The organism is Labrenzia sp. THAF191a (assembly GCF_009363335.1).
Taxonomy (GTDB): Bacteria; Pseudomonadota; Alphaproteobacteria; order Rhizobiales; family Stappiaceae; genus Roseibium; species Roseibium algicola.
In genome coordinates, this window is sequence record NZ_CP045333.1 from 201,120 (window position 1) to 226,496 (window position 25,377).

Here is a 25,377-nt window from a genome sequence, read left to right on the forward strand (position 1 = left end):
TCCCCGACTATGGTTGATGCGTCACGGTATTTCGGCGGTTTTCGCTCCTCACGCAGCGTTCACAGTGTCTCAAACAGCTCACAACCACAAGTCTCCCACTCACCCGGTGGACGCACCGGGCAATGACGTCCCCATGACTTTTTGACCGTTGCATTCGGTAGTACTTCGTCTAAATTTACGTAAGGGAAGCTACTTCACGACGGATCAGTCAACAGGTCTAGCAGGAGGCTGATATGCATGCAGCCGAACAAACGACATATCGGGCACCGCGCGACAAAGCGCCGGATGCGAAGATAGACAAGCCTGCCAAGGACCGCCCCACACCCGAGGCCTCAACTTCTCTCAAGTCAGGTGAAGCGGCGGCCCCGAACACTGTGCAGGAGCAGCCTCCCTGCGAGGAGCAGATCAAGGCCGCGCTCATCAACACCCTGAAAAGCTCCGAATTCCAGTCCGCGCCCCAACTGCGCGCCTTCCTGGGGTTTGTCGTGCATGCCACGCTGAACAGACAACAGGAAAAGATCAAAGGTTATACGATCGCGGTCGAAGCGCTCGGGCGGCCGGAAGACTTCAATCCGGTGACGGACCCTATCGTGCGTGTCGAGGCCGCCCGGCTGCGGCGCAGGCTAGAGAAATACTATGCCGGCTCCGGTGCCAACGACCCCGTGCGCATCACCATTCCCAAAGGCAGCTATGCGCCGGAGTTCCAACCGGCGCACGCCGGGTCGTTGCCGGATTGTGCAGCAGACCTTGCCACCAAAGACGTGCCAGACGGGGACCTGGCCGGTAAACACTTCGCGCCGGAAAAGATGGCTCATCCGCACCTTGAAACAGGTGGCGTGTCGGGAACCCTGCACGAGCATGATGCCTTCCGGCCGCCGGCACGCGCCTTGCGCACCGGAACCAACGCACCGGATAGAACCGGCCTTCCGGAAGGCTTCCAAAAGCTGCAACGCGCATTGGCACATCCCGTTGACCTATGGCTGGTGTTCGCCCTCTGCCTTGCGAGTTTGCTGGCAGGATACCTGTTGGCGGGCCTTTGATTTCTCCGGTTTGACCGGCCTTCGGCATATCCACGACACACCGCCTGAGCTGGAATATTTTGCTCACTTCGGCCCTTTTCTGTGCCGAAAGCGAAGATCGACTGCAATTTGCGTCTTCTGACAACGCTTTGTTTACCCTGTTCGGAGAATTATCAAATTGACGAATCTTTCGATATTCGAATGACCCGTATCCAGCGATGGGAGTTACCCAGCAATGGGGAGTAAAGAGGGCAAAGAGCTGCCTGTTATAGTACGCGTACTTGACGCAACGGCCTCCGAGGCTGCCCGCACCTCTGCGGTCTGCGCCAAGCTGTCTCATGCCTGTACGGACCCCATCCTGTACACGGAATCCTCGTCCTGCCTGCAGGATCTTGCAGACAAGACCACCGACATTCTGATCATTGATCTGGAAACCATCGGTGGCGACGAAGCCCTGGAAGCTTATGCGGTCCGCTGTCCCAAGGCAGTCATCATCGCGGTTTCGGCCAAGGGGTCTGTCTCGCGGGCCGTCAGCGCGATGCGCGCCGGGGCCCATGACTTCCTGACCAAACCCTTCTCGCTCGATGCGCTTGCGTCCAAGATTTCCTTCCAGCTGAAACAAAGAAGGCCCGTTCAACCGGTCGCTCCCGCAGCACCGCAGAATGTTCAGCCTGTTGTTTCAATGCCGGAGCTATCCGCACCTCCGCTTCGCGCCGCACACATCAGAACCGAAAGCTCCGGAACGAACCGCCTGGTGGGCACCTCCGCCCAGATGCGCGACATCCACGACCAGATCGGTCGCATGGCGCCGTCGCAGGCCCCGGTCTTCATCACCGGGGAGTCCGGAACGGGCAAGGAGCTGTGCGCTGCTGCGGTTCACGAATTATCCGAGCGCCGGTCCAACCGTTTCGTCACCTTGAATTGCGCTGCCATTCCGCGGGACCTCATTGAAAGCGAGATCTTCGGATATGTGCGCGGCGCCTTTACCGGAGCTGCAGACAACCGTGCGGGCGCGGCCGAACAGGCCGATGGCGGCACGCTGTTCCTGGACGAGATCGGCGAGATGGACCTTCTCCTGCAGAGCAAGCTGTTGCGCTTCCTGCAGACGGGAACGTTCCAGCGCCTCGGCGACACACATACCCGCAAGGTGGACGCGCGCATCATCTGCGCCACAAACCGGAACCCGGTTCAGGAAATATCCGCCGGCCGCTTCCGCGAAGACCTTTACTACCGGCTGCACGTGCTGCCGATCCACATGCCGCCTCTCAGAGAGCGCCGCGACGATATCCTGCCGCTCGCCGAAACCTTCCTTGAACGCTATTCGGCGGAAGAGCGGCGCGGTTTCAGAGGATTTGATGCGGACGCGGAAGCGCGGATCATTTCCTATCCCTGGCCGGGCAACGTCCGCCAGCTTGAGAACACCATCCGGCAGATCGTTGTCATGAATGACGGTGCCGCTGTCACCTACGACATGCTGCCGCTGATCATTCGCGACCAGAGCAGCCGGCCGGGCACCTTGATCGACCTCTCCCGCGAGCGATCTCGCGTGGCGCCGCCAAGCCGGCCGTTCGGAACCATCGAGCCGCTTTGGGCTCAGGAGCGGCGTATCATCGAAGACGCTCTTGATGCCTTTGACGGCAACATCGCCATGGCGGCAGCGGCCCTCGAGATCAGCCCTTCCACCATCTACCGCAAGCGCCAGTCCTGGACAGCCCGCAGCATGTAAATGCCCGGACCTGCGACACGTTAACCGCAATCGGGTTTTCTACTTTCGCGGATAACGAGTAGAGTACAGCTAAATCCGGCGTTTACCGCGCCGCACACATTGCCTTGTTTAATCGGACAAGTCGGTTTATATCGGCAAAATCGCTGAAAACGACAAGATTTAAAGGCGTGCGGGGATATAGATGATGCTGGTGGGAAAATGTGCTTTTCGGCAGACGCTGTCTGCTGTTCTGATTGCAACCGGACTGTCTGCGGGGCAACTGTCCGCGCAGGCTCAATCCCCCGCCAGCCCTCCAGAAGCTTTCCAGAACGCCCTTGATGCCTATGACCTGGCATGGGCGGCTGCCGGTCTTTCCTTCACGGCTGCAACCTTCGCTTCCAGCCCGAGCACCGGATATGGCGCATATACACCGCGCGCTGATGCGACGTTTGCCGATGGTGAAGCGCTGTCTGTCTACGCGGAACCGGTCGGTTACGGCTTTCAGGAAACCGAAGGCGGTTATGCCTATGAGCTGACCGCGGACTACAGACTGCTGACCAAATCCGGCCAGGTTCTGGCCGAACAGGAGAACTTCGCGACCTTTTCCGGCAGCGGCCGGTCCAAGCAGCGTGAGCTTTCCGCGGCCCTCACCTTTCAGTTCAGCGGCCTGCCGGCTGGCGACTACCAGCTGGAAACGAGCTTCACCGACGAAATCGGCGGCAAAACGAACGCCTTTACACTGCCTTTCAGTGTTTCCGGCGCGAATTGAACCGGGCCCGCTGACGCAGTAGCAGCGACGCCATAATTCCGCCTCCCCGGTCTGTTGACTACCCCATAGGCGCAACGCGACCGATTGCGATTAAATTCTCGTCACAAAGCATTGACAAGCTGAGCACAGCTACATAAATCCATGGCGCTGTTAGCACTCGCTGTTAAGGAGTGCTAATTGGTGACGGGAGGCAATTTCCTTCCGTGCAACGCAACCCAATGTTCATGTCTCGCGCGCTGCCTATTGCGTGGGGCGCGCTCATGAGAGGAAACAGTGTTATGGCATTTCGTCCACTGCACGACCGTGTCGTCGTTCGCCGCGTAGATTCTGAAGCAAAGACTGCTGGCGGCATCATCATTCCGGACACCGCTAAGGAAAAGCCGCAGGAAGGCGAAATCATCGCCATCGGCACCGGCGCCCGCAAGGACAACGGCGAGATCGTTCCGCTCGACGTCAAGGCTGGTGACCGCGTTCTGTTCGGCAAGTGGTCCGGCACCGAAGTCAAGATCGACGGTGAAGACCTCCTGATCATGAAGGAATCCGACATCATGGGCGTGATCGCGTAACCAGCCGCGAACCGCTTCTGATTTCAACCTGTTCCAAAAGAGTGAGACGATCACATGTCTGCTAAAGAAGTAAAATTCTCCTCCGACGCACGCGAGCGCATGCTGCGTGGTGTCGACACCCTCGCAAACGCCGTCAAGGTGACCCTCGGCCCGAAAGGCCGTAACGTCGTTCTCGACAAGGCTTTCGGCGCACCGCGCATCACCAAGGACGGTGTGTCTGTTGCCAAGGAAATCGAACTGGAAGACAAGTTCGAAAACATGGGCGCCCAGATGGTGCGCGAAGTGGCTTCCAAGACCAACGACATCGCTGGCGACGGCACCACCACCGCGACCGTTCTGGCTCAGGCCATCGTCAAGGAAGGCGCCAAGGCTGTTGCAGCCGGCATGAACCCGATGGACCTGAAGCGCGGCGTTGATCTTGCTGCTGCTGAAGCCGTCAAGGCTCTGACCGCTGCTTCCAAGACCATCACCACCTCTGGTGAAGTTGCACAGGTCGGCACGATCTCCGCTAACGGCGACGAGCAGGTCGGCAAGGACATTGCCGAAGCCATGCAGAAAGTCGGCAACGAAGGCGTGATCACCGTCGAGGAAGCAAAGTCCCTCGAAACCGAACTCGAAGTCGTTGAAGGCATGCAGTTCGACCGCGGCTACCTGTCTCCTTACTTCGTCACCAATGCTGACAAGATGATGGCTGACCTGGAAAAGCCGTACATCCTGCTGCACGAGAAGAAGCTTTCCAACCTGCAGGCCATGCTGCCGATCCTGGAAGCTGTTGTTCAGTCTTCCCGTCCGCTGCTGATCATTGCTGAAGACGTTGAAGGCGAAGCACTTGCTACCCTCGTCGTCAACAAGCTGCGTGGCGGCCTGAAGATTGCTGCTGTCAAGGCTCCGGGCTTCGGCGACCGCCGCAAGGCCATGCTGGAAGACATCGCGATCCTGACCGGCGGCACCGTTATCTCCGAAGATCTCGGCATCAAGCTGGAAAACGTGACCCTCGACATGCTCGGCACCGCCGAGAAGGTGTCCATCACCAAGGAAAACACCACCATCGTTGACGGTGCTGGCTCCAAGGACGACATCAACGGCCGCGTTTCCCAGATCAAGGCTCAGATCGAAGAAACCACTTCCGATTACGATCGTGAGAAGCTCCAGGAGCGTCTTGCAAAGCTCGCAGGCGGCGTTGCCGTTATCCGCGTTGGCGGTGCGACCGAAATCGAAGTGAAAGAGAAAAAAGACCGCGTCGACGACGCTCTGAACGCAACCCGCGCTGCCGTTGAAGAAGGCATCGTCCCGGGTGGCGGTACCGCTCTGCTGCGCGCCAAGAAGGCAGTCGAAGGCCTGGCCTCCGACAACGCCGACATCGCAGCTGGTATCAAGATCGTCCTGCGCGCTCTGGAAGCTCCGATCCGTCAGATCGCTGAAAACGCTGGTGTCGAAGGCTCCATCGTTGTTGGCAAGATCCAGGAAAACGACGATCCGTCCTTCGGCTTCAACGCTCAGACCGAACAGTTCGTCAACATGATCGAAGCTGGCATCATCGACCCGACCAAGGTTGTCCGTACTGCTCTGCAGGACGCAGCTTCCGTCGCTGGTCTGCTGATCACCACCGAAGCCATGGTTGCTGAACTGCCGAAGAAAGACGCTCCGGCAATGCCGGGTGGCGACATGGGCGGTATGGGCGGCATGGGCTTCTAAGAAGCCCAAAGCTCACAAGCTTTACAGAAAGGGCGGTCTTCGGACCGCCCTTTTTTCTTGGCCGCCCATCATCTCATTCTTGTGCCGCCTTGCGGCACGGGAGGCGGCATGGGCTTCCAAGAAGCCCAAAGCTCACAAGCTTTGCAGAAAGGGCGGTCTTCGGACCGCCCTTTTTTCTTGGCCGCCCATCATCTCATGCTTGTGCCGCCTCGCGGCACGGGAGGCGGCATGGGCTTCCAAGAAGCCCAAAGCTCACAAGCTTTGCAGAAAGGGCGGTCTTCGGACCGCCCTTTTTTCTTGGCCACCCATCATCTCGCGCTTGTGCCACCTTGCGGCACGGGAGGCGGCAGTGGTTTCGAGAAAACTGAACAGCAACTCAACCAACGGAAGCGCTTGCCCTTCTTGCCACCTCTGTGTTTTCATATCGGTACAAGCTAGCCCTGCTCTTCGCGCATCCTTCAAATGTCCAGCCCAGCCAATGTCTTTCGAGAACTGCACGAGACCAGGTGCTTTATCGTGCCCAACCCGTGGGATGCCGTATCCGCCAGGCTGTTGGCGCACTGCGGCTTCAAGGCTCTGGCCACCACGTCGTCGGGATATGCCTTTACGACAGGCCGGCGCGATAGTTCCCGGCAAATTTCCAGGCAGGAAGCGATCGACCACGCATCGGCATTGTCCCGTGCAACTGGCCTTCCCGTCACCCTGGACGGCGAAGACTGTTTTGCAGACACACCGGAAGGCGTCGCGGAGACGGTCACACGTGCCGCGAAAGCCGGGCTTGCCGGCATCTCGATAGAAGACCGCGACACGTCAAATCCCGGTCGTATAAGACCATATTCCGAAGCTCTCGAGCGCGTTCAGGCCGCTGTCTTGGAGGTCCGGAAGTCCGGGATCGTCCTGACGGCTCGCGCCGATGGTCTCGGCAAGAGAGCCTATGACCTCGATGAGGTTCTTCGCCGTCTGTCCGCTTTTGCCGAAGCAGGGGCAGACGTCGTCTACGCCCCGGGCCTACCTGATCTTGAAGCCATACGGACGGTCTGCGCATCGGTACCTGCTCCGGTCAACCATGTCATCGGGCAAGGTGCAACGGGTCTGTCCTTCGAACAACTCGCAGACGCTGGCGTGCGGCGGATCAGTCTTGGCGGATCATTTACCCGTGTGGCCCTCGGTGCGATCAATACACTGGGTCAAACCATCGCCGCGGGAGATTTTACCAGCCTTGATGCTGCTCCCGCATGGTCAAGGCTTTGTTAGATGCCAAAGCCCAACACCCGCCTCGCCCGGCGACAGATCAGGGTCGCAAGATTGACAACATACCAACTGGTCGGTATCTTTTGATTGCCTGATGGACGAGCGGCAAAACCACTGGCTATGGCCACAGGTAAATCAGCCACGGCTGCACCTGAAATCGGCCTGAACACACCGCTGTTTCCAACTACCGGTCAATAGAGGAACCACTATGCCACTGTCCCCGGGACTTCGTTTTCTGTCTGTACTTTGCGGTGTCGCAGCGGTGCTGTTGCCATCACTTGCTGCAAATGCAGGTGACGCCGCGACGGCTCTACCGGCAGGCAGTTACAAGATCGACAAATTCCATTCGACGCTCATATTCCGGGCAAATCACCTCGGCTTTTCGTACTACAGCGCGTCCTTTGCTGACTTTGACGCCGCGCTGGAACTCGATCCCGCTGATCCGGCCAACGCCAGCCTGAGCGTCGACATAAACGTCGCATCCCTGCATCTGACCGCAACGCCACCTGATGGCTTTCGCGACATGCTGCTTGGCCCGGACTGGCTGAATGCAGGAGATCACCCGAAGATCACCTATCGCTCGACCAGCATTGAACTGACCGGCGCTGAAACTGCCGTCGTGACAGGCGACCTGACATTCAGGGGTGAAACGCGGCCAGTTGAGCTCGACGTGCGTTTCAACGGCGGTTATCCGGGCCTGGCGGTTTACGACCCACAGGCTCGGATCGGATTTTCCGCAACAGGTACGCTGAGAAGGTCCGATTTCGGCATGTCCTACGGACTTCCGCCAGAAGGCTCCAACCTCGGGGTGGGGGATGATGTTGAGTTCGTTATCGAAACGGAGTTCAGCGGCCCACCACTGAAAGAGGCTGAAGCGCAGTAGTCCGGTCAGCATCCGGTCCTCATGCGTGACCGTCTTACACGGTTTTCGGAACCTTAGCCGCCTCTGACGGTTTTCTTCCAAGAACTGAACCATGGAGGGACCGATGGCACAGAGTATGCGACAGGCTGCGGCAGACCAGTATGAGAATGCCGATCAACTCAACAGGACGATCGCTCAGGAAGCCCAGACCGATCAGGAACTGGAATCCCAGGTTCCCCCGGTTTCCAGATACGGCACCATCTGGCGGGTCGCAGCGGTGATCATCCTGCTGCTGGCTTTGCTGACTTCGGTCGTCTTCCTGGCCTGATCGACACCGTTTCACGTTAGTCGCGCGAAGGAATGTTGACCGCCTTCTGACTAGCCGGACGGCTCATGCAGGTGTCGACCCAGCGAACCACATTGGTATGGGATGCGAAGTCGGTCACCTCGCCGGCCTCGTAGAATCCGTTGAGATTTCGCGCCCAGGGCCAGCAGGCCATATCTGCAATGGTATAGTCGCTCCCCATGATGAAATCGCGCCCATCCAGCTGCCGATCCAGAACGCCAAGCAGGCGTTTCGTCTCGTCCCGGTATCGCTCGAAGGGCCGACGGTCTTCATAGTCCCGGCCCGCGAACTTGTGGAAGAAGCCCAACTGACCCGCCATCGGGCCAAATCCACCCATCTGCCACATCAGCCACTGCAGCGTTTCGGCGCGCCTTGCCGGCTCCTGCGGCAGGAACTTGCCCGACTTTTCCGCCAGATAAATCAGGATCGCGCCGGATTCCCACAAAGGCAGCGGCTCGCCGCCTGGGCCGTGCGGATCGATGATTGCCGGGATCTTGTTGTTCGGATTGAGCGACAGGAATTCCGGGCTCAACTGGTCATTGCTGCCGAAATCGACCACATGCGGCTCATATGGCAGGCCCGTTTCTTCCAGCATCGCCGAAACCTTGATGCCGTTGGGCGTCGGCAGCGAATAGAGCTGAATACGGTCAGCGTGTTTGGCAGGCCATTTGCGGGAGATCTCGAAGTCAGACAGATCGATCATGGAGCCCTCTTTAGGGATTGCAGGTCCCGACCCCTGTCAGGATTACGCATAGATATAGCGCAGCTTCGCCCGGCGCAAACTCACAGTCCGCCGACAATGAGAGTTGGTGTTTCGCCGCCGCCGCAATATACCTGCCTCGACAGACATCGGGCGGGTGCCGAAAGAAGCCACATAGCCCCAGGACGACGCAGGAGACACCAATGGCGGACGACAAAGAAGCCCGAATCGAGAAGCTCGAGATCGATCTCGCTCATGCGCTCAACACCATTGATGAACTGAATACGGTCGTCTTCGATCAGGGACGCCAGCTTGACAGGCTCAACCGGCTCGTCACCAACATGACGGACCAGGTCACGGAACTGATGGAGAACGTTCTGCCCGGCCACCAGATTGAAAAGCCGCCGCATTACTGATCTTCGACGAGGGCGTCACCTGATCGCGCTCTTGAGGCACACGTCCGGCCAGCCTTTGCGCGCAGGCATCCTCGTTTGATCCAGGCCATGGCGTTCCTCGCTCGAAACGTTATTGTGGCGGCAGATCCGGCAAGGGTGTGCCATGCGCTTTTTGAAACTTTTGATATTTGTACTGCTGATCGCGGGAGCCGTCGCGGGCTCACTTTGGTGGTTCAAGAAACCGCCGGAAGTGCAGACCGTGATGCCGACGACCGGGCGGGCGGCCGAAGTGGTCTATGCCACCGCAGTCGTCGAACCAGTCCGATGGGCGAAGGTTACCAGCATCATCCGTGAGCGGATCGTCTCGCTGTGCGGCTGCGAGGGTGACCAGGTCCAGAAAGGCGACCAGCTGGCGGAACTGGACAGCGGCGATGCCCGTGCGACACTTGCCGAACTGGAAGCCCGCCAGGAGCTGGCGCAATCCGACAAGGAACGTGCGCTGCAACTGCTGGAGCGCCGCGTCGTCAGCCAGCAGGTTTACGACAAGGCCCAGAACGAACTGATCCGCATCAACGCCATTACGGCGGCCCAGAAGGAACGGCTGCGCGACTATGTCATCGTGGCCCCCATGGACGGCATGGTTCTGAGGGCGGACGGGTCGGTGGGGGAAGTTGCCGAACCCGGTGAAATTCTCTTCTGGATCGGTCAGCCGTCCCCCCTTCAACTGGTGGCGGAAGTCAACGAGGAGGATATTCCCAAGGTCGCCAAGGGTCACAAGGCGCTGATCCGTGCAGATGCCTTTCCGGGAAAGGAACTGACGGCCGAAGTTGCCAGCATCACTCCGAAAGGCGATCCGGTGCTGAAGAACTACCGGGTCTATCTCGATCTCCCGGAAGACACCCCGCTGCGCATCGGCATGACAGCCGAGATCAATATCGTCACCTCGGAGAAGGACGACGCGTTGCTGCTGCCGACCGCGGCCTTCGACGGCTCGAAACTGCTGACGCTGGATGGGGATAACAAAATCGTTCTGCTGGAGGTCGAAACCGGGATCAAGGGCACCCGCGCCACGGAAGTGCTGAAGGGGATCACCGGAGATAACCGGGTCGTCTTTCCCTATAACCCGGATCTGGCAGAAGGACAGAAGGTCAGGCCGGTTCCCGGAGACGGCACATAATGCTTCTCCTGCGCATCGCCTCCACCCACATTCGCAACCGCTTGCGCCAGACCATCGTCTCAACGCTTGGCGTCGCACTCGGTGTCGGATTTTCGGTGGCGATGGCGAGCCTCATGGAAGGGTCTCAGCGGGATTTTACCGCAACACTGATCGACGCCATTCCCCATGTGGAGATCCTGGACGAGCAACGCGCACCGGCGGAACAACCGGCCAGTGCGGTCTATGACGCTGTCACCTATCATGGTCTCAGGCCGAAGGAAGACCTTCGCGGCATCCGCAACCCGACCGAAGCGCTTGCCTCGCTGCGCGACTGGGTGAACGGATCGATGGCGCAGCGCCTGAGCGGCCAGGCGGTGCTGCGCTATGCCGGACAGGACATCGGCATGACCCTGGTTGGTGTGGAACCCAAGCGCGAACTGACCGTCTCCAAGATCGGCGAGGATATGCGCCAGGGCTCCTTCGAGGACCTAGACACGACGTCAAATGGCCTCGTTGTCGGCGACAAGGCCGCGGAACGGCTGGGGGCGGACCTGGGCGATACCGTGACCCTGACATCCGCAAACGGTGTCGCCAAGCGCTTCAAGATCGTCGGCCTGTTCCACAGCGGCATCACCACCAGCGACGAAGGGCTTGCCTATGCGCCGTTGAAAGCCGTGCAGATCCTTCTGGAAAAACCGGACGTCATCAATTCGATCGCAATCCACCTAAATTCCATCGCCGAAGCCAACGCGGTTGCCGCACGGGCCGAGCGGCAGCTCGGCTACAAGGCGGTTTCCTGGGAAGAGGCCAACGAGGGGCTGATGGAGGCCTTCTTCGTACGCAACGTGATCATGTACACGGTTGTCGGGGCCATTCTGGTGGTAGCCGGCTTCGGCATCTTCAACATCGTCTCGACGATCGTGCACGAAAAGGCGCGTGATATCGCGATCCTGAAGTCACTGGGATTTCCGGAAGTCGATATTCAGCAGATCTTCGTGCTTGAAGGGCTGGTGATCGGTATCCTGGGCGCTATTGCAGGTTCGGCGCTCGGCTTCGGACTGTCGAGCTATCTCGCGTCGGTCAAATTCGAATTTACCCAGGACGTGGAGATGACCCACCTGCCGATCTATTTTTCCGCCCTGCACTACATCATAGCCTGCCTGTTGGCGCTGTTTTCATCCGGGATCGCCGGCTACATTCCCGCCAGGAAAGCCGCCCGGCTCAATCCTGTCGACATTATCCGAGGGGCGACATGACCCCTTCCCCGGAAAAACAGACGGCTCCCGGCCACGTTCTGCTGGAAGCGAGCAACCTCACCCGCATCCTGCCGGCCATCGTGCCGGTGACACTGGTACAGGATGTCAGCTTTCAGGTTGGCGAGGCGGAGTTCGTTGCCATTACCGGTCCGTCCGGTTCCGGGAAATCGTCGCTTCTGTATCTGCTTGGCCTTCTGGACAGGCCGACGTCCGGCGAGGTCCGGATAGACGGCCTTCCCACCCATGCGCTGACATCTGCCGAAATGGCGCATCTTCGCCTGGAAAAACTCGGCTTCGTCTTCCAGTTTCATTTCCTGCTGCCGGAATTTACCGCGCTGGAAAACGTGATGATCCCGATGCAGCGGCTCGGCAAACGCAGTCCCAAGGCCCAACTCGACCATGCGACGGAGCTACTGGCGGCGCTGGGTCTGGAAGAGTTTCTTCACCGCCGCCCGGAGCAATTGTCCGGCGGGCAGCGACAGCGCGTCGCTGTCGCCCGGGCACTTGCCAATTCACCGCAGTTGATCCTTGCTGATGAACCGACCGGCAGTCTCGACAGTGTATCGACGGAACAGGTGTTCGAAAGTCTTCAGGCCATTGTGAAGACCGAAAGGACCACCGTTGTCGCCGTTACCCATGATATCGATCTCGCCGACAGAATGGACCGGCGTATCCATCTGGTCGACGGCCGCATCGATTACGACCGGCACCACCAAAGGGAAGAAGCACCCGGCTTGGGCGCATAATTTTCGGCCTGAGTAGCTGGGCCTGAGTAGCTGGCACCGGTTTCAGGCGACTTGAGGCTCCTGCACCGGCTGGACTATTGCCAGCAACATCAAAAGCGCAACAGGTATCGCAAGCGCCCAGAACCCCATGACGGTCATCAGGAAACTCGCCAGAAGACCTCCGGCCGCGAAAGCCAGCAGGACGAAGGCCTGGTGACGGATCCGGGAGCGGCTGTCGGGCCGCGTTTCGGGATGCGTGAAATAGTCGGCGATGCCGAGCACAAGCTTCAGCGTATTGCCGGTCATGATGGTCGTGGGAACATGCCTGTTGAGCAGGGTCAGCATGATGACGTTCTGCAACGACATGGCCACGGTCGAAAACCCGACAGCCGTCAGAGTGACGGCAGACAACGGTCCTCCGGCTGACGGATCTCCAAGACCGGCGACGAACATGAAGCCCGCCACCAGCAAAGCTTCGAGCGCGAACAGATGCCGGACGGCAATCCTGTTTTTGCGCACCAGTGCAGTGACCGAAACGAACCAGAAGAGGGTCGAACCGAAGAAAACCGCGAGCACGAAAACCTTCAGAGCCGCGTTTTGCCCCTGGTGAAACACCTCCGTGCACAAGACGACAAGCGTTCCGGTAATGAATGCCGTGAAGGTGTGAAACAGGCCGAGAATGCAGACCACATCGATGAAGCAGGCACAAAAGGCGAGCAGGATCGGCACCAACGGCCGACTGTGATGCAACATGGATCGGTCCAATTGTGGAGCTCCCGAGCTAGTCCTTTGAGGAAGATGTGCCATGCACTGGCGGACTTGCCAAGCCGGATTGGACATGGCATAAGCGCGCCATCATCAAGAGAAGGGCTGGCGCCCTCGCCAACCTGCCATTCCGGGCAAGGTGGTTTCCGCAACAGGGATGCGGCTGGTCAGACCCTCAACCGAGGCTTTCCGGCAACTAAGCGGTTAATTTGCATGCGCCAGTCCTCCTCGGGCAACCGATGGAGGATTTTTTGTCTCAGGACCCTTTTGCCGGACGTGCGGCAGATCTGATCGAGAACCATGTGGCGGCGAGCTCCAAGCTTGCCGGAACGGATATCTGGTGCCAGGCCGCTGAAGACTGCGTGCTGGCGCGGATCAAATCCCTACGCATCCTGGGTGGCCTACCGCGGCACAAGGCGCCGCTGAGCCAGACCGCCCGCACCGAGCGTTTGAAAACACTGCTTCAACTGTGGGCGAACGGCTGCACATGCGCTGTCGATGAAGACCTCTTTGCCGATATTCTCAACCGGCACGGACCCGTCAGGCACTGACGGGAGTACCCCCGTGTGGTGCACAACGTCTGCACTCTGCCAATTTCTTTGATACAGGCGTGCTGCAACAACTCGCCCCATCCTGAGGAAGGCCGAAGGCCCGTATCGAGTGATGGGCCGCTTGCTCATCAGAATGCCGCCCATCCTTCGAGACAGCGCTGACGCGCTTCCTCAGGATGAGTTTAGGGAAACCAAATCGGATGAGATCGCGACGCTCAGTCCCGCTTGGGGACCGGGCGCGGCTTGCCGCCGTCATCGACGGCCACCATGGTGAAGACCGCTTCGGTCACCTTTTCCCGGTGGCCGTAGCGATGGCGCAGGGCCCAGGATTCAAGCTTGATTTCCATCGACGAATTGCCGACACGAAGGACTTCGGCATAAACGCACAGCACGTCGCCCACATGGACAGGCCGGATGAATTTCATCTTGTCGACCGCGATGGTCACGACACGTCCCTCGGCCCGTTGACCGGCTGCGATTCCGCCTGCCAGGTCCATCTGCGACAACACCCAGCCCCCGAAAATATCTCCCGAGGCATTGGTATCGGCAGGCATTGCCATGGTGCGCAATGTCAGATCGCCTGTCGGCTTTTCGTCGTACACGCCTGAGCCCCTCCGCTGATTCTCGCAAGAAGACTAGGTCATCACCTGCAAGAATAGAAGTGGTTGATCGGAGAGCCTCAGGAGGAACTGCGGATCAAGTCCACCGTCAAAGGACAAACATCAGGATTGCCATGATCCACAACGGCATGGGGGCGGCGACCCAGATCAGCAGGATCGGCAGGCCGCGATGCATGAGGTTGGAGGTATTCATTTCGGTTGCTTTCTAGCTGAAGGCCTGGATTTCAAGGACTGTCATCGCCGAAAGGGCGACGATACCGGTGATGAAGGCCAGTTTCGCGCTGCCGATGAGTGTGCGGCCGGCAACATCCAGTTTCGGCAGCGGCATGCCGCGCGAATCCAGATACATGGACAGAAGCATCAGCGAAAAGACGGTGAACCAGACGAACACCAGCACTTCCGCTATCAGGACAATCGTTACCAGCATGATCCACTCCATTCAGAGGGTTGCGATGTCAGTTCGGCAGGCGGATTGGCTCCGGGAGTTCCGAAGGTGGCCAGCCACAGGCTCTGCGCGATGCGTTCGGCAATGGCCACAATCTCGTCTGCGAGGTCGGGCACGAACAATTCACGGATCACGGGCCGGAAGACACTGAGCCATTCGCCATAATCCGTGCTTACCAGCTCCTTCTGCTTCAGGTGAGCCGGCACGGGCTTGCCCTTGTAGGCGCCGTTCTTCATCAGGACGGATTGCCAGAAGGCTTCCATTTTCGGCAGATGCTCTTCCCACCGGCCAGCCAGACGGTGCTCGAAGATGCCTCCGAGCCGTGGATGCTGGCGAATGCAGCCATAGAAGGTATGCACCATCACATGGATCGCCTGTTCATCGACCTTCTCGTAACGGCGGAGCCGGTCGCCCTGGTCCGGCGTTTCGCGTCTCTTCAGCTTGTATCTGTTGGTACTGGAGTTAGGGGCTTCCATAGCCGCCTCCATAACATTCATTTAAGATGCATCTTTTAAATGGCACAGCAACCCGCTAAAATCAACATATAAGATGAATGTTTAAAGAGACCCTGCCATGCGCCTCAGTCAGGCCAGCGATTTTGCCTTGAGAATTCTGATGGCGACCGGCCAATCCGACGACCCGCAAACCGTCGACAAGCTTTCGCGGCAGCTTGGCCTTGCCAAATCACATGTCATGAAAATCGTCGCTCATCTTGCCAAGGGTGGCTATCTGGAGACGACGCGCGGGCGTGGCGGCGGGATACGGCTGGCGAAAACACCGGACATGATCCGGCTGGGGGATGTCGTGCGGCTGATCGAGCCGGACCTTGGCGTCGTCGCCTGCCTGAAGCCCGAGCCCACAGTCTGCGCCTTCCTGCCCCGGTGTGCCCTGAAAGGCGCAATGGCGCGAGCCTCGGAAGCCTTTCTGGAAAGCCTCAATACCGAAACGCTGGCATCCATTCTGGCCGGAACACAGATGGCACTGCCAGTCGAAACCAGCGCCTGAGGCAACCCCGGCTGCAACAAGGCAGACCGGGACCATCCGTTTCGAGCCTGGTTTTCCTAGAGCGTCGAAGCCTTTTCCAGGAAGTCCATCTGCTCCAGGCAGTAGTAGCCGGAAATCCGGCTGATGGTGCCTGCCCTCTTCCAGTCGTTGAGGACACGGCTGACGTTTTCGCGCGCGGCACCTGCCATGTTGGCGATATCAGCCTGGCTGAGCTTGTAGTGGATCAGCAACCGGCCATCGTCGAGCGGCTTGCCGAAGGTTTCCGCCAACTGCAGCAGGGTCTGGGCGACCCTTCCCGGCAAGGGCAGGAACGAGCGTGCCGCCAGCACATCATTGGCATGCCGCAGCCGCTTGCCGACGATCGACAGCATATGCCGGTAGACGGCCGGGTTCTCGTCGGCAAACCGCTGGAAGGCGGCCTTGTCGATGAAGGCAAGCTGGGCTTCCTTAAGGGAGATGACCGTTGCCGACCGCGGACGGCCATCAAGCAGGGCCAGTTCGCCGACAAGATCGCCAGGGCCGAGCACTGCAAGCAGCTGCTCGTCGCCTTCAACGGACAAAAGCGATACCTTGAGCGAGCCCTCCAGAACCGCGTAACAGCCGTTTCCGGGATCGCCATTTTCGAAGAGAATGGTGCCAGCCGATATTTTCATCGGCCTTGCAAGGCGCGACAGGCCGACAGCCAGTTCCGGGTCAAGCCCTTCAAGCGAAAAGCTATTTTTTAAAAAATCCTTGATTTCAGCCACACCTTACCCCTGCCAAAAGCGCTGCTGCCCGCGAAATTACAAGATCAAACGCCATCTTGTGATGCCCATCACGTGCATTCCAGCAAAATAACCCTATATCTAAGGACATGGAAGCGGGGCCGCCCCTCCCCTCTTCCGGACCTCCACGAAAAACGGCCCTGTACCCCGCAGGGCCGTTTTTTCGTTTCACCACTTCGTCATGCCCACTGGCCAATCCGAATTCGCAAGTCCGAACCAAATCACACAAAGCCTGACTGCCAGCACCTTAAGCGAAAGTTCGGCGTCAGTTCAGAAAAACGTCCTTCTTCTCCAGCGTCTGAAAGAACCTCTGGCTGGAAAGAACCTCAAACTGGCATTCGCGTATTGCAATCTTCCGGCGCGGCTCGTCGCGCCGCAGGCGATCGTCAGAACGGCCGGGAATAGCAGCCACGAAACTGAGATCGCTCATGCCGTCAAAATGGTTATGCAAAAGAGCGTGCAGCGCTTCCTGATCCTCGGTCTCCGGCAAGGGATCCGCCTTGGGAAGCAGCTTCAGGCCGTGCGCCTTGGCAAGCCGTGCCAGACGGACAGCCTTGAGACCTGATTGCACCGGCGAAATCAGCAGTGGCGGTTCGGGATAATCGGCATGCTCGATCGCCTTCAGAACGATCCGCGCAAGGGACGTGCGCTCCAACAGACCTTCACGCACCGCCACGAAATCCGGCTGACGTTTCATCAACACGCTGTAGCGGGCAAGCTGAGCCTGGGCTTCCTCCTGCAGAATCTGGTCCGGCAGAAGCCGCAGCAAGGCACGGCGCTGCAGTTGTTCGCGCGTGAACATCCGGTCGCCATAGATCTCCTGCATGCGAGCGCTGACCGGCGAAACACGGTCACCGCTGAAGGCCAAGGTCACCCCGAAGAGTGCCCGTTTGCCGACCTTCTCCGCGGTTTCCTGCAGCGGACGGAATTCGCGTGGCCACAGCTCGGTGGCAACCATGGCCCCGAGAGCACTCAGACGCCCCCGCTCCACAAGTTCACGCAATGCGCGATCGACCCCGAAGGCAAGGCCGTAGTCCAACGCTCCAAGTGTAATTCGCTTCATGAAATTCCGCAGGCGGACCGGACAATGTGAATATTAAGCCACATCCCTGCGTCATTCAGCCAAGCAAATCAAGTCGGATGTTGGGTGGAGCCGACATCTCCTGCCGGTTCAATTTGGGTCAACCGGCTCGAACACCGGGCCGATACGCCCCTCAATCTTGTAGACGACAAGCTTTTCCAGCGGCACATCTTTAACCTTGCGCGTCAGCTCGACAACTTCCTCGACGTTGGCAAAGGACTGTCGCAGGTCGCCTTCCCGGTTCCGGCGCTTTTCAGCAACATAGAGCCCCGGCCCGTCGAACAGCGACATGTCAGGCGCAGGCTGCATGACATAGCGGATACGCTCGGTCAGCTGGAACACCGGCAGGTCGTCTTTCATCAGGAAATCGAGCTGGCCGTTGAGGCCGTAGCTGGTCGTTGCCACGAAGCCGGCCCCTTCCCTTTCTGCCAGTTCCTTCACTTCCCGTCCGATCTCCGGCCAACCGCGCAACTGGAAGGTCGGGTCCTTGCGGGCAAAGGTACCCGTCAGCGGCCAGACTGCGTGCAGTTGCACCACGACGGCAACTGCAAGGCCAAGGACGACACCTGCTTGCGCCAGACGCTGCCACAGGGCTGGGCTGGCAGGCCGGCTGGTGACAAAGACCGCCGCCATCATGGCAAAAGCCGGAAAAAGCGGCGCCGGCCAGTTGGCCTGCACGCGCGAATGCAAGGAGTGATACCCGAGATAGAGCAGGAACGGCAAAACGGTCAGGAGCAGGAGAGACGCTGCGTTTTCCCGCGCCCGAAGCCCCTTGAAGAGCCTGGCGGCACCAGCAAAGGCCAAAACAGCGATCAGCGGGTTCATCAGCCCGACCAGCGCGCCCAGGAACTCTGGAATGTATCTTGCCGTGTACCCACCGGTTCCAGCCCGGCCGAACTGCTTGTAGAAGCTGACCCATTCGTGGACGTGGTTCCAGTAAAGCACCGGCGAAAAGCAGAGCAGCGCGATCAGTCCGCCGGCCCAGAGTTGCCAGCAGCGCCACCAGCGGCGAGCATCCGGCACCCAGATCAGCCACAGGACGATGCCCGCACCCAGAAACAGGACCGAATATTTGGCAAGCAGGCCGCAACCGGCCATCAGTCCGACCACAAACCACCAGTTGGCGTTTCTGGACGTTGACAGTTCTGTCAGCGCCCACAGGCTGAGGCCCCAGAACAGCACTGACGGTGCGTCGGGCGTTGCCAGAATGCCGCCGATGCCCACCAGCAGGCTGGCGTTGAGGAACAGGACGGACCAGGCCGCGGCAGTGCGTCCGAACAAAAGGGAGGCTGTGCGCCACAGCGCCAGGGAACCGATCACGCCTGAGGCGATGACAAGGGCGCGAACCGCGAAGACCGTGTCACCGAACAGTGCCTGACCGATACCGATCCACCAGCCGATCATCGGCGGATGGTCGTAATAGCTGAGCGCCGGCGAAAGCCCCCAGAGGCGGTAATAGGCTTCGTCCTCGACAAAATGCGAGTGGCTGGCGGCAAAGATTTTCAACGCCGTCAACAGGCCGACAATCAGGATCAGGCCTGCGGGCCGCAGGTAGAAAGGCAAGGGTCCGGTCTGAGCTTCAGCGGTCACAACAGGCCTTTACGACTTGCGCCAGGTCAGGGCGGAGCTTGCCGCGTAATTCCAGACAGCGCCCATGATCGCACCTGCCGTACCTGCGAACCACCAGTAGGATGGATCGGCGTAGATCAGGTTGGCGACACCGACGTTGGCCAGCACGCCGACCGAACAGACCGCGTAGAAGGTCAGGAGGCCGACCAGCGCCCTCATGCCGTTCAAGCGGCGGTCGCGATAGGTCAGCTGGTTGTTGAGAAAGAAGTTCGAAGTCATTGCAACGAAGGACGCCGCCGTCTGGGCGAGGTTGAATTCCATGTCGCTCAGCAGGAACACGCGAAGCGCCGCCAGATGGACGAAGAGACCGCTTGCCCCCACGAGGCCGAACATCAGGAAACGGACCGAAACGATGTTGCCGAAATATTTCGCGAGCAGCAGACCGAAATAGTCGAGCGTGACCAGCGTATCCAGCTTGCTTTCGCCGTGCTGGCGCTCGCGGAAGGTGAACGGCAGTTCCCTGATCTTCAAGGTACCAGCCGCACTGGAGACCAGGTCGAGCAGGATCTTGAAGCCCTGGGGCGAGAGCTTCGGGGCGAGAGCTTCGGCCTTGTCCCGGCGGATCATGAAGAACCCGCTCATTGGATCCTTCAAGGTGACGTTCAGCAGCTTCTGAGCGAGGCCGTTGGCGAGGTTGGAGCCCCAGGCGCGAAAGGACGACAGGCCTTCGCCAATGGTGCCGCCATCGACCTTGCGGCTTGCGACGACCAGGTCCGTCTCGTCTGCCTTCAGGGCGGCCAGCATCTTCGGCAGCATGGTCTCGTCGTGCTGCAGGTCCGCATCCATGACGGCGACAAAGGGGGCGGAGGACGCCAGGATGCCCTCTATACAGGCCCCCGACAGGCCCCGGCGGCCAATACGGCGGATGACCCGGACGCGGGCATCGGTCCGGGCAATCTCGCGGGCAACCTCGGTGGTTCCATCGGGCGAATTGTCGTCGACGACGATCGCTTCCCAGGCGATCCCGGCGAGCGCCTCGTCCAGGAGGCCGATCAGGATTGGAATGTTCGCAGCTTCGTTGAAACTCGGCAGGATGACACTGAGCTCAGCGGCCTTTGGCCCTCTCAGAGCCTCGGCCCCAACTTCGCCGGCATTCCCGTCCGCCATGCGCACCGCACTGTCCATACTGAGCCCTGTCCGCCGGTCCCGTGCCTTCCTTGCAGCACCGGGACGGCCCTTTTCACCCGATCCGCGCGGACCATAGCCCGGCAGAGATTAAATACAAGAAAAGACAATGGATGCCCGCACTGCCCGGCCGATTTACCGGCCCAATGTGCTTCACCTGTCTTTCGCAGCTGCACTTCCACTGTTCCTGAAGCGCCCTTTTACCGCGAACTGTGATGCAAACAAGGCACGGACTGCAGAATTGCTTCCCTGTCGCTGGTCCCGCACGACATTCATTGGTTCGCGGCCAGAACCGCCGGCTTTCCTCCAGCTGCGATCGAACGAACCGGCAGGATGCTGCACCGCCTTGCCCTTGCGCCTTGTTTCGTCTACGACAGCCGCAACATCAGACAGCCGGATGCGAGAGGTTTCCTTGGGCGCGTCCGGCCGGGAACTCGCCAGGATTCAAGACCTTTATGGCCAAAAAACCGAACAAGCTGAAAGCCCGCCTGCCGCGCGGCTTCGTTGACCGCTCTGCCGAGGACATCCGCGCCACCGACGAGATGCTGGCGAAGATCCGCGCTGTCTATGAGCGTTACGGTTTCGATCCCGTTGAAACCCCTGCCTTTGAATATACCGATTGCCTCGGCAAGTTCCTGCCGGACACCGACCGGCCCAATGCCGGCGTCTTTTCCGTACAGGACGAAGACGAGCAGTGGATGAGCCTGCGCTACGACCTGACCGCACCGCTGGCCCGCCATGTTTCGGAAAACATCAACGAGATCCAGCTGCCCTATCGCACCTACCGCGCCGGCTGGGTGTTCCGGAACGAAAAGCCCGGGCCGGGCCGCTTCCGCCAGTTCATGCAGTTTGACGCCGATACCGTCGGCGCACCCGGTGTCCAGGCGGATGCCGAAATGTGCATGATGATGTCCGACACGATGGAAGCGCTCGGCATCGCGCGCGGGCAGTATGTAATCCGCGTCAACAACCGAAAGGTCCTGGACGGCGTGCTGGAAAGCATCGGCCTAGGCGGTGAAGAGCACGAAGAGCGCCGGCTGACGGTGTTGCGCGCCATCGACAAGCTCGACAAGTTCGGGATTGAAGGCGTTCGTCTGCTGTTGGGCGACGGCCGCAAGGACGAGAGCGGCGACTTCACCAAGGGTGCAGAACTCGACCCGGCTGCCATCGACAGCATCGTTGCCTTCGTCTCCGGAACGGGCACGCTTGAGAATGAAGGCATCACCGAGCTCAACACCATGGCGGAAATCTTCTCGGCCTGTGGTTATGGCGAAGACCGGATCAAGATCGACCCGTCCGTCGTGCGCGGCCTGGAATATTACACCGGCACCGTTTTCGAAGCCGAACTCCTGTTCGACGTGACCAACGAGAAGGGCGAAGTCGTCCAGTTCGGGTCTGTCGGCGGTGGTGGCCGTTATGACGGGCTGGTCAAGCGCTTCACCGGACGTGACGTGCCCGCGACGGGCTTTTCCATCGGTGTTTCCCGCCTGATGACAGCACTGAAGAACCTCGGCAAACTCGGCACGTCCGACGTTGTCGCGCCGGTGCTGGTCACCGTGATGGACGGCGACGTTGCCGCGCTCGGACGCTACCAGAAGATGGTGCAGGACCTGCGCGAGGCCGGTATCCGCGCAGAGATGTACCAGGGAAACTGGAAGAAGTTCGGTAACCAGCTGAAATATGCCGACCGGCGTAACTGCCCGATCGCCATAATCCAGGGTTCTGACGAGCGGGAAGCCGGCGAAATCCAGGTCAAGGACCTGATCGAGGGCAAACGGCTTTCCGAAGAGATAACCGACAACATTACCTGGCGTGAAAGCCGTCCGGCGCAGGTCACCGTCAAGGAGACGGAACTCCTTGCGACCGTGCGCGGCATCCTGGACGGGCAGGCGGAAGACCGCCAGCGCCAGAACGAGGGCTGATCATGAGTGGGGCGGCACAGGTGACCGGACTGGCTCCGGAGAAGATCGAAACGGTTCTTGGCCTCTTCAAGGCCGCAGGCCATGACGAGGTCAGCCCGCCGATCCTGCAACCGGCGGACGTCTTCCTGGATCTCACCGGCGAGGACATCCGACGCCGGCTCTATCTGACCAGCGGTACCGACGGGCTTGATCTGTGCCTGCGCCCCGACTTCACCATTCCGGTTTGCCGTCATCACCTGGCGCAGGAAGCCGTCAAGCTTCCGGCCGCCTATTGCTACAACGGCCCGGTGTTCCGCCAGCGGCCGGATGGCCTGGGCGAAATCCCGCAGCTCGGCGCGGAAAGCCTCGGCCGTACGGACACGGCCGAAGCGGATGCGGACCTGCTTGCGCTTTCCGTCAAGGCGCTGGAGGAATTCGGCCTGTCGGACATCGTCATCCGAATTGGCGACGAGACCCTGTTTGCCGCCGTGCTGGAAGGGCTTGACCTGCCGACCGTCTGGCGCCGCCGGCTGCGTGATCTCTTTGGCGAGACCGACCGTCTGACCGCCGCGATCACCCGTATGGCCGGAGCCTCCTCCTCCGACGATGACAGCCGCGACGTCCGCCTCGGCTTCCTGTCTGCGCTGGAAGGGGCCGATCCGGAGGCGGCCCATGCGGTCGTCGAGGATCTTTTGTCGATTGCCGGAATTTCCGCCGTCGGCGGACGCACGCCCAGCGAAATCGCAGACAGGTTCCTGGAACAGGCCGCCCTTGCCAGCGGTGCCCGCGGCCATGACAAGGCGGCGGAAACACTTTCCGCCTATCTGGCCCTGAAGGCGGACGGCGCCAGCGCCGCCGGAATGCTGCGCGATTTCTCCCGCGATTTCGGCCTTGGCCTGGATACGCCCATCGCCGCCTTCGAACAGCGCCTTGCGGCCCTCGAAGCCAAGGGCATCGATCCCGCCCGGCTGACATTCGCAGCCGAGTTCGGCCGGCGTCTTGATTATTATTCCGGCTTTGTCTTCGAGATCCATGCAGTCAATCCACACGTGGAAGGACCGCTGGTCGGTGGCGGGCGCTACGACAAGCTGGTGACCCTTCTTGGGGCCGAAGACGACGTACCGGCCATCGGCTTTTCCATGTGGCTCGACCGGATTGCAGCGAGTGTTAGGTCATGAGCAAACTGATTATCGCCATTCCCTCCAAGGGCCGTCTGCAGGAAAACACGCACGAGTTCTTCGGCCGCGCAGGCCTGAAGGTGGTGCAGCCCGGCGGCGCGCGGAACTATCGCGGCGCCATCAAGGGTCTGCCGAACGTCGAGATCGCGTTTCTGTCGGCTTCCGAAATCGCACGGGAACTTTCCGACGGCACGGTCCATTTCGGGATTACGGGTCTGGATCTGGTGCATGAAAACATCGCCAATCCGGAAAGCACCGTTCACATCGTCACGCCGCTCGGCTTTGGTCCGGCGGATGTGGTGGTTGCCGTGCCGAAAGCCTGGATCGACGTTGAAACGATGGCGGATCTTTCCGATGTCGCTTCCGATTTCCGCAATCGCCATGGCCGCCGTCTGCGTGTTGCGACCAAATACGTCAATCTCACGCGCTCGTTCTTCGCCGGTCACGGCATCGCCGACTACCGCATCGTGGAAAGCGCGGGGGCGACCGAAGGTGCACCGGCAGCCGGATCCGCTGAACTCATCGTGGACATCACCACGACTGGCTCGACGCTGCAGGCCAACAACCTGAAAATCCTTTCAGATGGTGTGATGCTGAAAAGCCAGGCCAATCTGGTGGCCTCCCTCAACGCCGACTGGTCCACCACCGCCCTTGGTGCTGCCCGGGCGATCCTCGACCGCGTGGCCGCGGAAGAAGCAGCCCGCAACGTCAAGCTGGTCAAGGCCGTGGTTGCCGACCGCACACAGGCCCTTCGATCTGTCAGCAAGGTTGGCGCTCTTCAGCGTTTTTCCGAAGTCGACGACCTGCACCACGTCAGCGTCTTGTGCCCCAGGGATGCGGTTGCCGACTGTGCCCAGCTGTTGATCGAAGAAGGCGCGGAAACGGTTACCGTCGAAACGCTCGACTATGTGTTCTCCAAGGAAAACCGCCTGTTTTCGCCGCTGAAGGCCAAGGTGAACGGGTAAGCACACAGCAGCGTTTCCGAGCCGCCTGATATGATCGCGGACGTTGCTTGCGGACGTTGTTTTTTCGGCTTCGCCGAATACCCCCTTCCCTAACCCTTCCCCACAAGGGGGAAGGGAATCCAGCGGAGCAACTCGTCAAGACCCGGTCACCTTCAGCGCCTCACAGGACGCTTGAATGCCGTGCGTGCGGCTTCAACGCTTTCCCGGCAGCAGCAGCCTTCCAGGTGGTCGTTGACCATGCCCATGGATTGCATGAAGGCATAGACGGTGGTCGGACCGACAAAGCTCCAGCCGCGTTTCTTTAGATCCTTGGAGAGCTCGGTGCTTTCGGCCGTCTTGCCCAGGGTCTTTGCCGTGGCGAAGTCCAGCTTCTCAGGCCGGTTTTCCGGTTTCGGTTCGAACGACCAGAAGTAGGCGGCGAGCGTGCCGAACTCCTGCCTCAGCTCCAGTGCTCGCCGGGCGTTGTTGATGGTGGATTCGATCTTGCGGCGGTGACGGACAATGCCGCTGTTCTGCAGACAGCGTTCAACATCCGCCTCGGTAAACTCTGCCACCCGTTCAAATTCGAAATTGGCGAAAGCCGCCCGGAAAGCGTCGCGCTTGCGCAGGATGGTCAGCCAGGACAGGCCCGACTGGAACCCTTCCAGGCAGATTTTCTCAAAAAGGCGCCTGTCCTCGTCAACCGGCCAGCCCCACTCCGTATCGTGATAGCGCTGGTAGTCCTCCAGACCGCCATGCCACCAGCAGCGGTTCCTGTCGTCCTCGCCCAGCAGCAGACCTGTTACCGGATCGCGTTCCGTTTTTGCCGTTTCCGCCGGTTTCTGCTCTGCCATACGCCACCTTGATATTCACTGTTTGTTCCCATCTTGGTACCCTCCCCGATACCTTGAAGCAACCCGAAAT

27 protein-coding genes and 1 riboswitch are annotated in these 25,377 nt (G+C 60.0%); of the genes, 17 read left to right on the forward strand and 10 right to left on the reverse strand.

All coding sequences use genetic code 11. The features are described from left to right. Nucleotides 1-233: 233 nt before the first annotated feature. The 8 genes from FIV05_RS00935 to FIV05_RS00970 all read left to right on the forward strand — a co-directional run bounded on the left by FIV05_RS00935 (nucleotide 234) and on the right by FIV05_RS00970 (nucleotide 8,195). Nucleotides 234-1,040: a hypothetical protein gene (locus FIV05_RS00935; protein WP_152508361.1), complete on the forward strand. Its 807-nt coding sequence runs from the start codon at nucleotides 234-236 to the stop codon at nucleotides 1,038-1,040. Between the two features lie 214 nt (nucleotides 1,041-1,254). Continuing rightward, nucleotides 1,255-2,745, forward strand: a complete 1,491-nt coding sequence (locus FIV05_RS00940) for a sigma-54 dependent transcriptional regulator (protein WP_152508362.1) — start codon at nucleotides 1,255-1,257, stop codon at nucleotides 2,743-2,745. 181 nt (nucleotides 2,746-2,926) lie between these two features. Beyond that, nucleotides 2,927-3,493 (forward strand): hypothetical protein, encoded by a 567-nt coding sequence (locus FIV05_RS00945; protein WP_152508363.1) that lies wholly within the window; start codon nucleotides 2,927-2,929, stop codon nucleotides 3,491-3,493. A 278-nt stretch (nucleotides 3,494-3,771) separates the two neighbouring features. Next, a complete protein-coding gene (gene groES / locus FIV05_RS00950; protein WP_006935644.1) occupies nucleotides 3,772-4,059 on the forward strand; it encodes a co-chaperone GroES in 288 nt (95 codons plus the stop codon). Nucleotides 4,060-4,113: 54 nt separating this feature from the next. Continuing rightward, nucleotides 4,114-5,754 carry a chaperonin GroEL gene (gene groL, locus FIV05_RS00955; protein ID WP_031269757.1) on the forward strand — a complete coding sequence of 547 codons (1,641 nt, stop codon included), beginning with the start codon at nucleotides 4,114-4,116 and terminating at the stop codon, nucleotides 5,752-5,754. A 516-nt stretch (nucleotides 5,755-6,270) separates the two neighbouring features. Continuing rightward, nucleotides 6,271-7,008 (forward strand): isocitrate lyase/phosphoenolpyruvate mutase family protein, encoded by a 738-nt coding sequence (locus tag FIV05_RS00960; RefSeq protein WP_286202244.1) that lies wholly within the window; start codon nucleotides 6,271-6,273, stop codon nucleotides 7,006-7,008. Nucleotides 7,009-7,213: 205 nt separating this feature from the next. Beyond that, nucleotides 7,214-7,888, forward strand: a complete 675-nt coding sequence (locus tag FIV05_RS00965; RefSeq protein ID WP_152508365.1) for a YceI family protein — start codon at nucleotides 7,214-7,216, stop codon at nucleotides 7,886-7,888. Between the two features lie 103 nt (nucleotides 7,889-7,991). Continuing rightward, entirely contained in the window at nucleotides 7,992-8,195 is a 204-nt protein-coding gene (locus FIV05_RS00970; protein ID WP_152508366.1) for a hypothetical protein, read from the forward strand. A 16-nt stretch (nucleotides 8,196-8,211) separates the two neighbouring features. Here the strand turns inward: FIV05_RS00970 and FIV05_RS00975 are convergent, their stop codons facing one another. Beyond that, nucleotides 8,212-8,916 carry a glutathione S-transferase N-terminal domain-containing protein gene (locus FIV05_RS00975; protein ID WP_152508367.1) on the reverse strand — a complete coding sequence of 235 codons (705 nt, stop codon included), beginning with the start codon at nucleotides 8,914-8,916 and terminating at the stop codon, nucleotides 8,212-8,214. A 200-nt stretch (nucleotides 8,917-9,116) separates the two neighbouring features. Here FIV05_RS00975 and FIV05_RS00980 point away from each other — a divergent pair, with 200 nt between their 5' ends. The 4 genes from FIV05_RS00980 to FIV05_RS00995 all read left to right on the forward strand — a co-directional run bounded on the left by FIV05_RS00980 (nucleotide 9,117) and on the right by FIV05_RS00995 (nucleotide 12,466). Further along, nucleotides 9,117-9,329: a SlyX family protein gene (locus FIV05_RS00980; RefSeq protein ID WP_023002075.1), complete on the forward strand. Its 213-nt coding sequence runs from the start codon at nucleotides 9,117-9,119 to the stop codon at nucleotides 9,327-9,329. A 142-nt stretch (nucleotides 9,330-9,471) separates the two neighbouring features. Next, nucleotides 9,472-10,485 carry an efflux RND transporter periplasmic adaptor subunit gene (locus FIV05_RS00985; RefSeq protein WP_152508368.1) on the forward strand — a complete coding sequence of 338 codons (1,014 nt, stop codon included), beginning with the start codon at nucleotides 9,472-9,474 and terminating at the stop codon, nucleotides 10,483-10,485. Further along, complete coding sequence (locus FIV05_RS00990; RefSeq protein WP_062490308.1) at nucleotides 10,482-11,720, forward strand: ABC transporter permease; 1,239 nt, start codon at nucleotides 10,482-10,484, stop codon at nucleotides 11,718-11,720. The genes FIV05_RS00985 and FIV05_RS00990 overlap by 4 nt, the downstream gene beginning before the upstream one ends. After that, nucleotides 11,717-12,466 carry an ABC transporter ATP-binding protein gene (locus tag FIV05_RS00995; RefSeq protein WP_055657743.1) on the forward strand — a complete coding sequence of 250 codons (750 nt, stop codon included), beginning with the start codon at nucleotides 11,717-11,719 and terminating at the stop codon, nucleotides 12,464-12,466. Before FIV05_RS00990 ends, FIV05_RS00995 begins: the two co-directional genes overlap by 4 nt. Nucleotides 12,467-12,508: 42 nt before the next feature. Here the strand turns inward: FIV05_RS00995 and FIV05_RS01000 are convergent, their stop codons facing one another. After that, complete coding sequence (locus FIV05_RS01000) at nucleotides 12,509-13,198, reverse strand: YoaK family protein (RefSeq protein WP_173013740.1); 690 nt, start codon at nucleotides 13,196-13,198, stop codon at nucleotides 12,509-12,511. Nucleotides 13,199-13,295: 97 nt separating this feature from the next. Further along, nucleotides 13,296-13,420, forward strand: a riboswitch (SAM-I-IV-variant riboswitch). Between the two features lie 41 nt (nucleotides 13,421-13,461). On the opposite strand from FIV05_RS01000, the gene FIV05_RS01005 reads away from it, so the two are divergent. Beyond that, on the forward strand, nucleotides 13,462-13,761 hold the full coding sequence (locus FIV05_RS01005; protein WP_139314296.1) for a hypothetical protein: 300 nt from the start codon (nucleotides 13,462-13,464) through the stop codon (nucleotides 13,759-13,761). A 215-nt stretch (nucleotides 13,762-13,976) separates the two neighbouring features. Here the strand turns inward: FIV05_RS01005 and FIV05_RS01010 are convergent, their stop codons facing one another. The 3 genes from FIV05_RS01010 to FIV05_RS01020 form a co-directional block, all read right to left on the reverse strand. Then, on the reverse strand, nucleotides 13,977-14,321 hold the full coding sequence (locus FIV05_RS01010; protein ID WP_051990218.1) for an acyl-CoA thioesterase: 345 nt from the start codon (nucleotides 14,319-14,321) through the stop codon (nucleotides 13,977-13,979). A gap of 265 nt (nucleotides 14,322-14,586) precedes the next feature. Continuing rightward, nucleotides 14,587-14,808: a hypothetical protein gene (locus FIV05_RS01015; protein ID WP_031269763.1), complete on the reverse strand. Its 222-nt coding sequence runs from the start codon at nucleotides 14,806-14,808 to the stop codon at nucleotides 14,587-14,589. Then, nucleotides 14,799-15,302, reverse strand: a complete 504-nt coding sequence (locus FIV05_RS01020) for a group III truncated hemoglobin (protein ID WP_209009823.1) — start codon at nucleotides 15,300-15,302, stop codon at nucleotides 14,799-14,801. Before FIV05_RS01020 ends, FIV05_RS01015 begins: the two co-directional genes overlap by 10 nt. A gap of 97 nt (nucleotides 15,303-15,399) precedes the next feature. On the opposite strand from FIV05_RS01020, the gene FIV05_RS01025 reads away from it, so the two are divergent. After that, nucleotides 15,400-15,831, forward strand: a complete 432-nt coding sequence (locus tag FIV05_RS01025) for an Rrf2 family transcriptional regulator (RefSeq protein WP_075284384.1) — start codon at nucleotides 15,400-15,402, stop codon at nucleotides 15,829-15,831. A gap of 56 nt (nucleotides 15,832-15,887) precedes the next feature. Here FIV05_RS01025 and FIV05_RS01030 read toward each other — a convergent pair whose 3' ends face one another. The 4 genes from FIV05_RS01030 to FIV05_RS01045 form a co-directional block, all read right to left on the reverse strand. After that, entirely contained in the window at nucleotides 15,888-16,577 is a 690-nt protein-coding gene (locus FIV05_RS01030) for a Crp/Fnr family transcriptional regulator (RefSeq protein WP_023002086.1), read from the reverse strand. 283 nt (nucleotides 16,578-16,860) lie between these two features. Then, a complete protein-coding gene (locus tag FIV05_RS01035) occupies nucleotides 16,861-17,658 on the reverse strand; it encodes a ChbG/HpnK family deacetylase (RefSeq protein ID WP_062490320.1) in 798 nt (265 codons plus the stop codon). Between the two features lie 108 nt (nucleotides 17,659-17,766). Further along, nucleotides 17,767-19,266 (reverse strand): glycosyltransferase family 39 protein, encoded by a 1,500-nt coding sequence (locus tag FIV05_RS01040; protein WP_209009824.1) that lies wholly within the window; start codon nucleotides 19,264-19,266, stop codon nucleotides 17,767-17,769. 9 nt (nucleotides 19,267-19,275) lie between these two features. After that, nucleotides 19,276-20,412 carry a glycosyltransferase family 2 protein gene (locus FIV05_RS01045; protein WP_152511775.1) on the reverse strand — a complete coding sequence of 379 codons (1,137 nt, stop codon included), beginning with the start codon at nucleotides 20,410-20,412 and terminating at the stop codon, nucleotides 19,276-19,278. A 473-nt stretch (nucleotides 20,413-20,885) separates the two neighbouring features. Between FIV05_RS01045 and hisS the strand changes: the two genes are divergently transcribed. The 3 genes from hisS to hisG are packed head-to-tail and all read left to right on the forward strand — an operon-like array spanning nucleotide 20,886 to nucleotide 24,474. Then, the gene (gene hisS / locus FIV05_RS01050; RefSeq protein WP_152508370.1) at nucleotides 20,886-22,352 is read left to right on the forward strand and encodes a histidine--tRNA ligase; all 1,467 of its coding nucleotides are present in this window, start codon (nucleotides 20,886-20,888) and stop codon (nucleotides 22,350-22,352) included. A gap of 2 nt (nucleotides 22,353-22,354) precedes the next feature. Further along, on the forward strand, nucleotides 22,355-23,509 hold the full coding sequence (locus FIV05_RS01055) for an ATP phosphoribosyltransferase regulatory subunit (protein ID WP_152508371.1): 1,155 nt from the start codon (nucleotides 22,355-22,357) through the stop codon (nucleotides 23,507-23,509). Beyond that, complete coding sequence (gene hisG, locus FIV05_RS01060; RefSeq protein ID WP_152508372.1) at nucleotides 23,506-24,474, forward strand: ATP phosphoribosyltransferase; 969 nt, start codon at nucleotides 23,506-23,508, stop codon at nucleotides 24,472-24,474. Before FIV05_RS01055 ends, hisG begins: the two co-directional genes overlap by 4 nt. Before the next feature lie 152 nt (nucleotides 24,475-24,626). Here the strand turns inward: hisG and FIV05_RS01065 are convergent, their stop codons facing one another. After that, nucleotides 24,627-25,307 (reverse strand): DNA-3-methyladenine glycosylase I, encoded by a 681-nt coding sequence (locus FIV05_RS01065; protein WP_152508373.1) that lies wholly within the window; start codon nucleotides 25,305-25,307, stop codon nucleotides 24,627-24,629. Nucleotides 25,308-25,377: the final 70 nt, after the last annotated feature.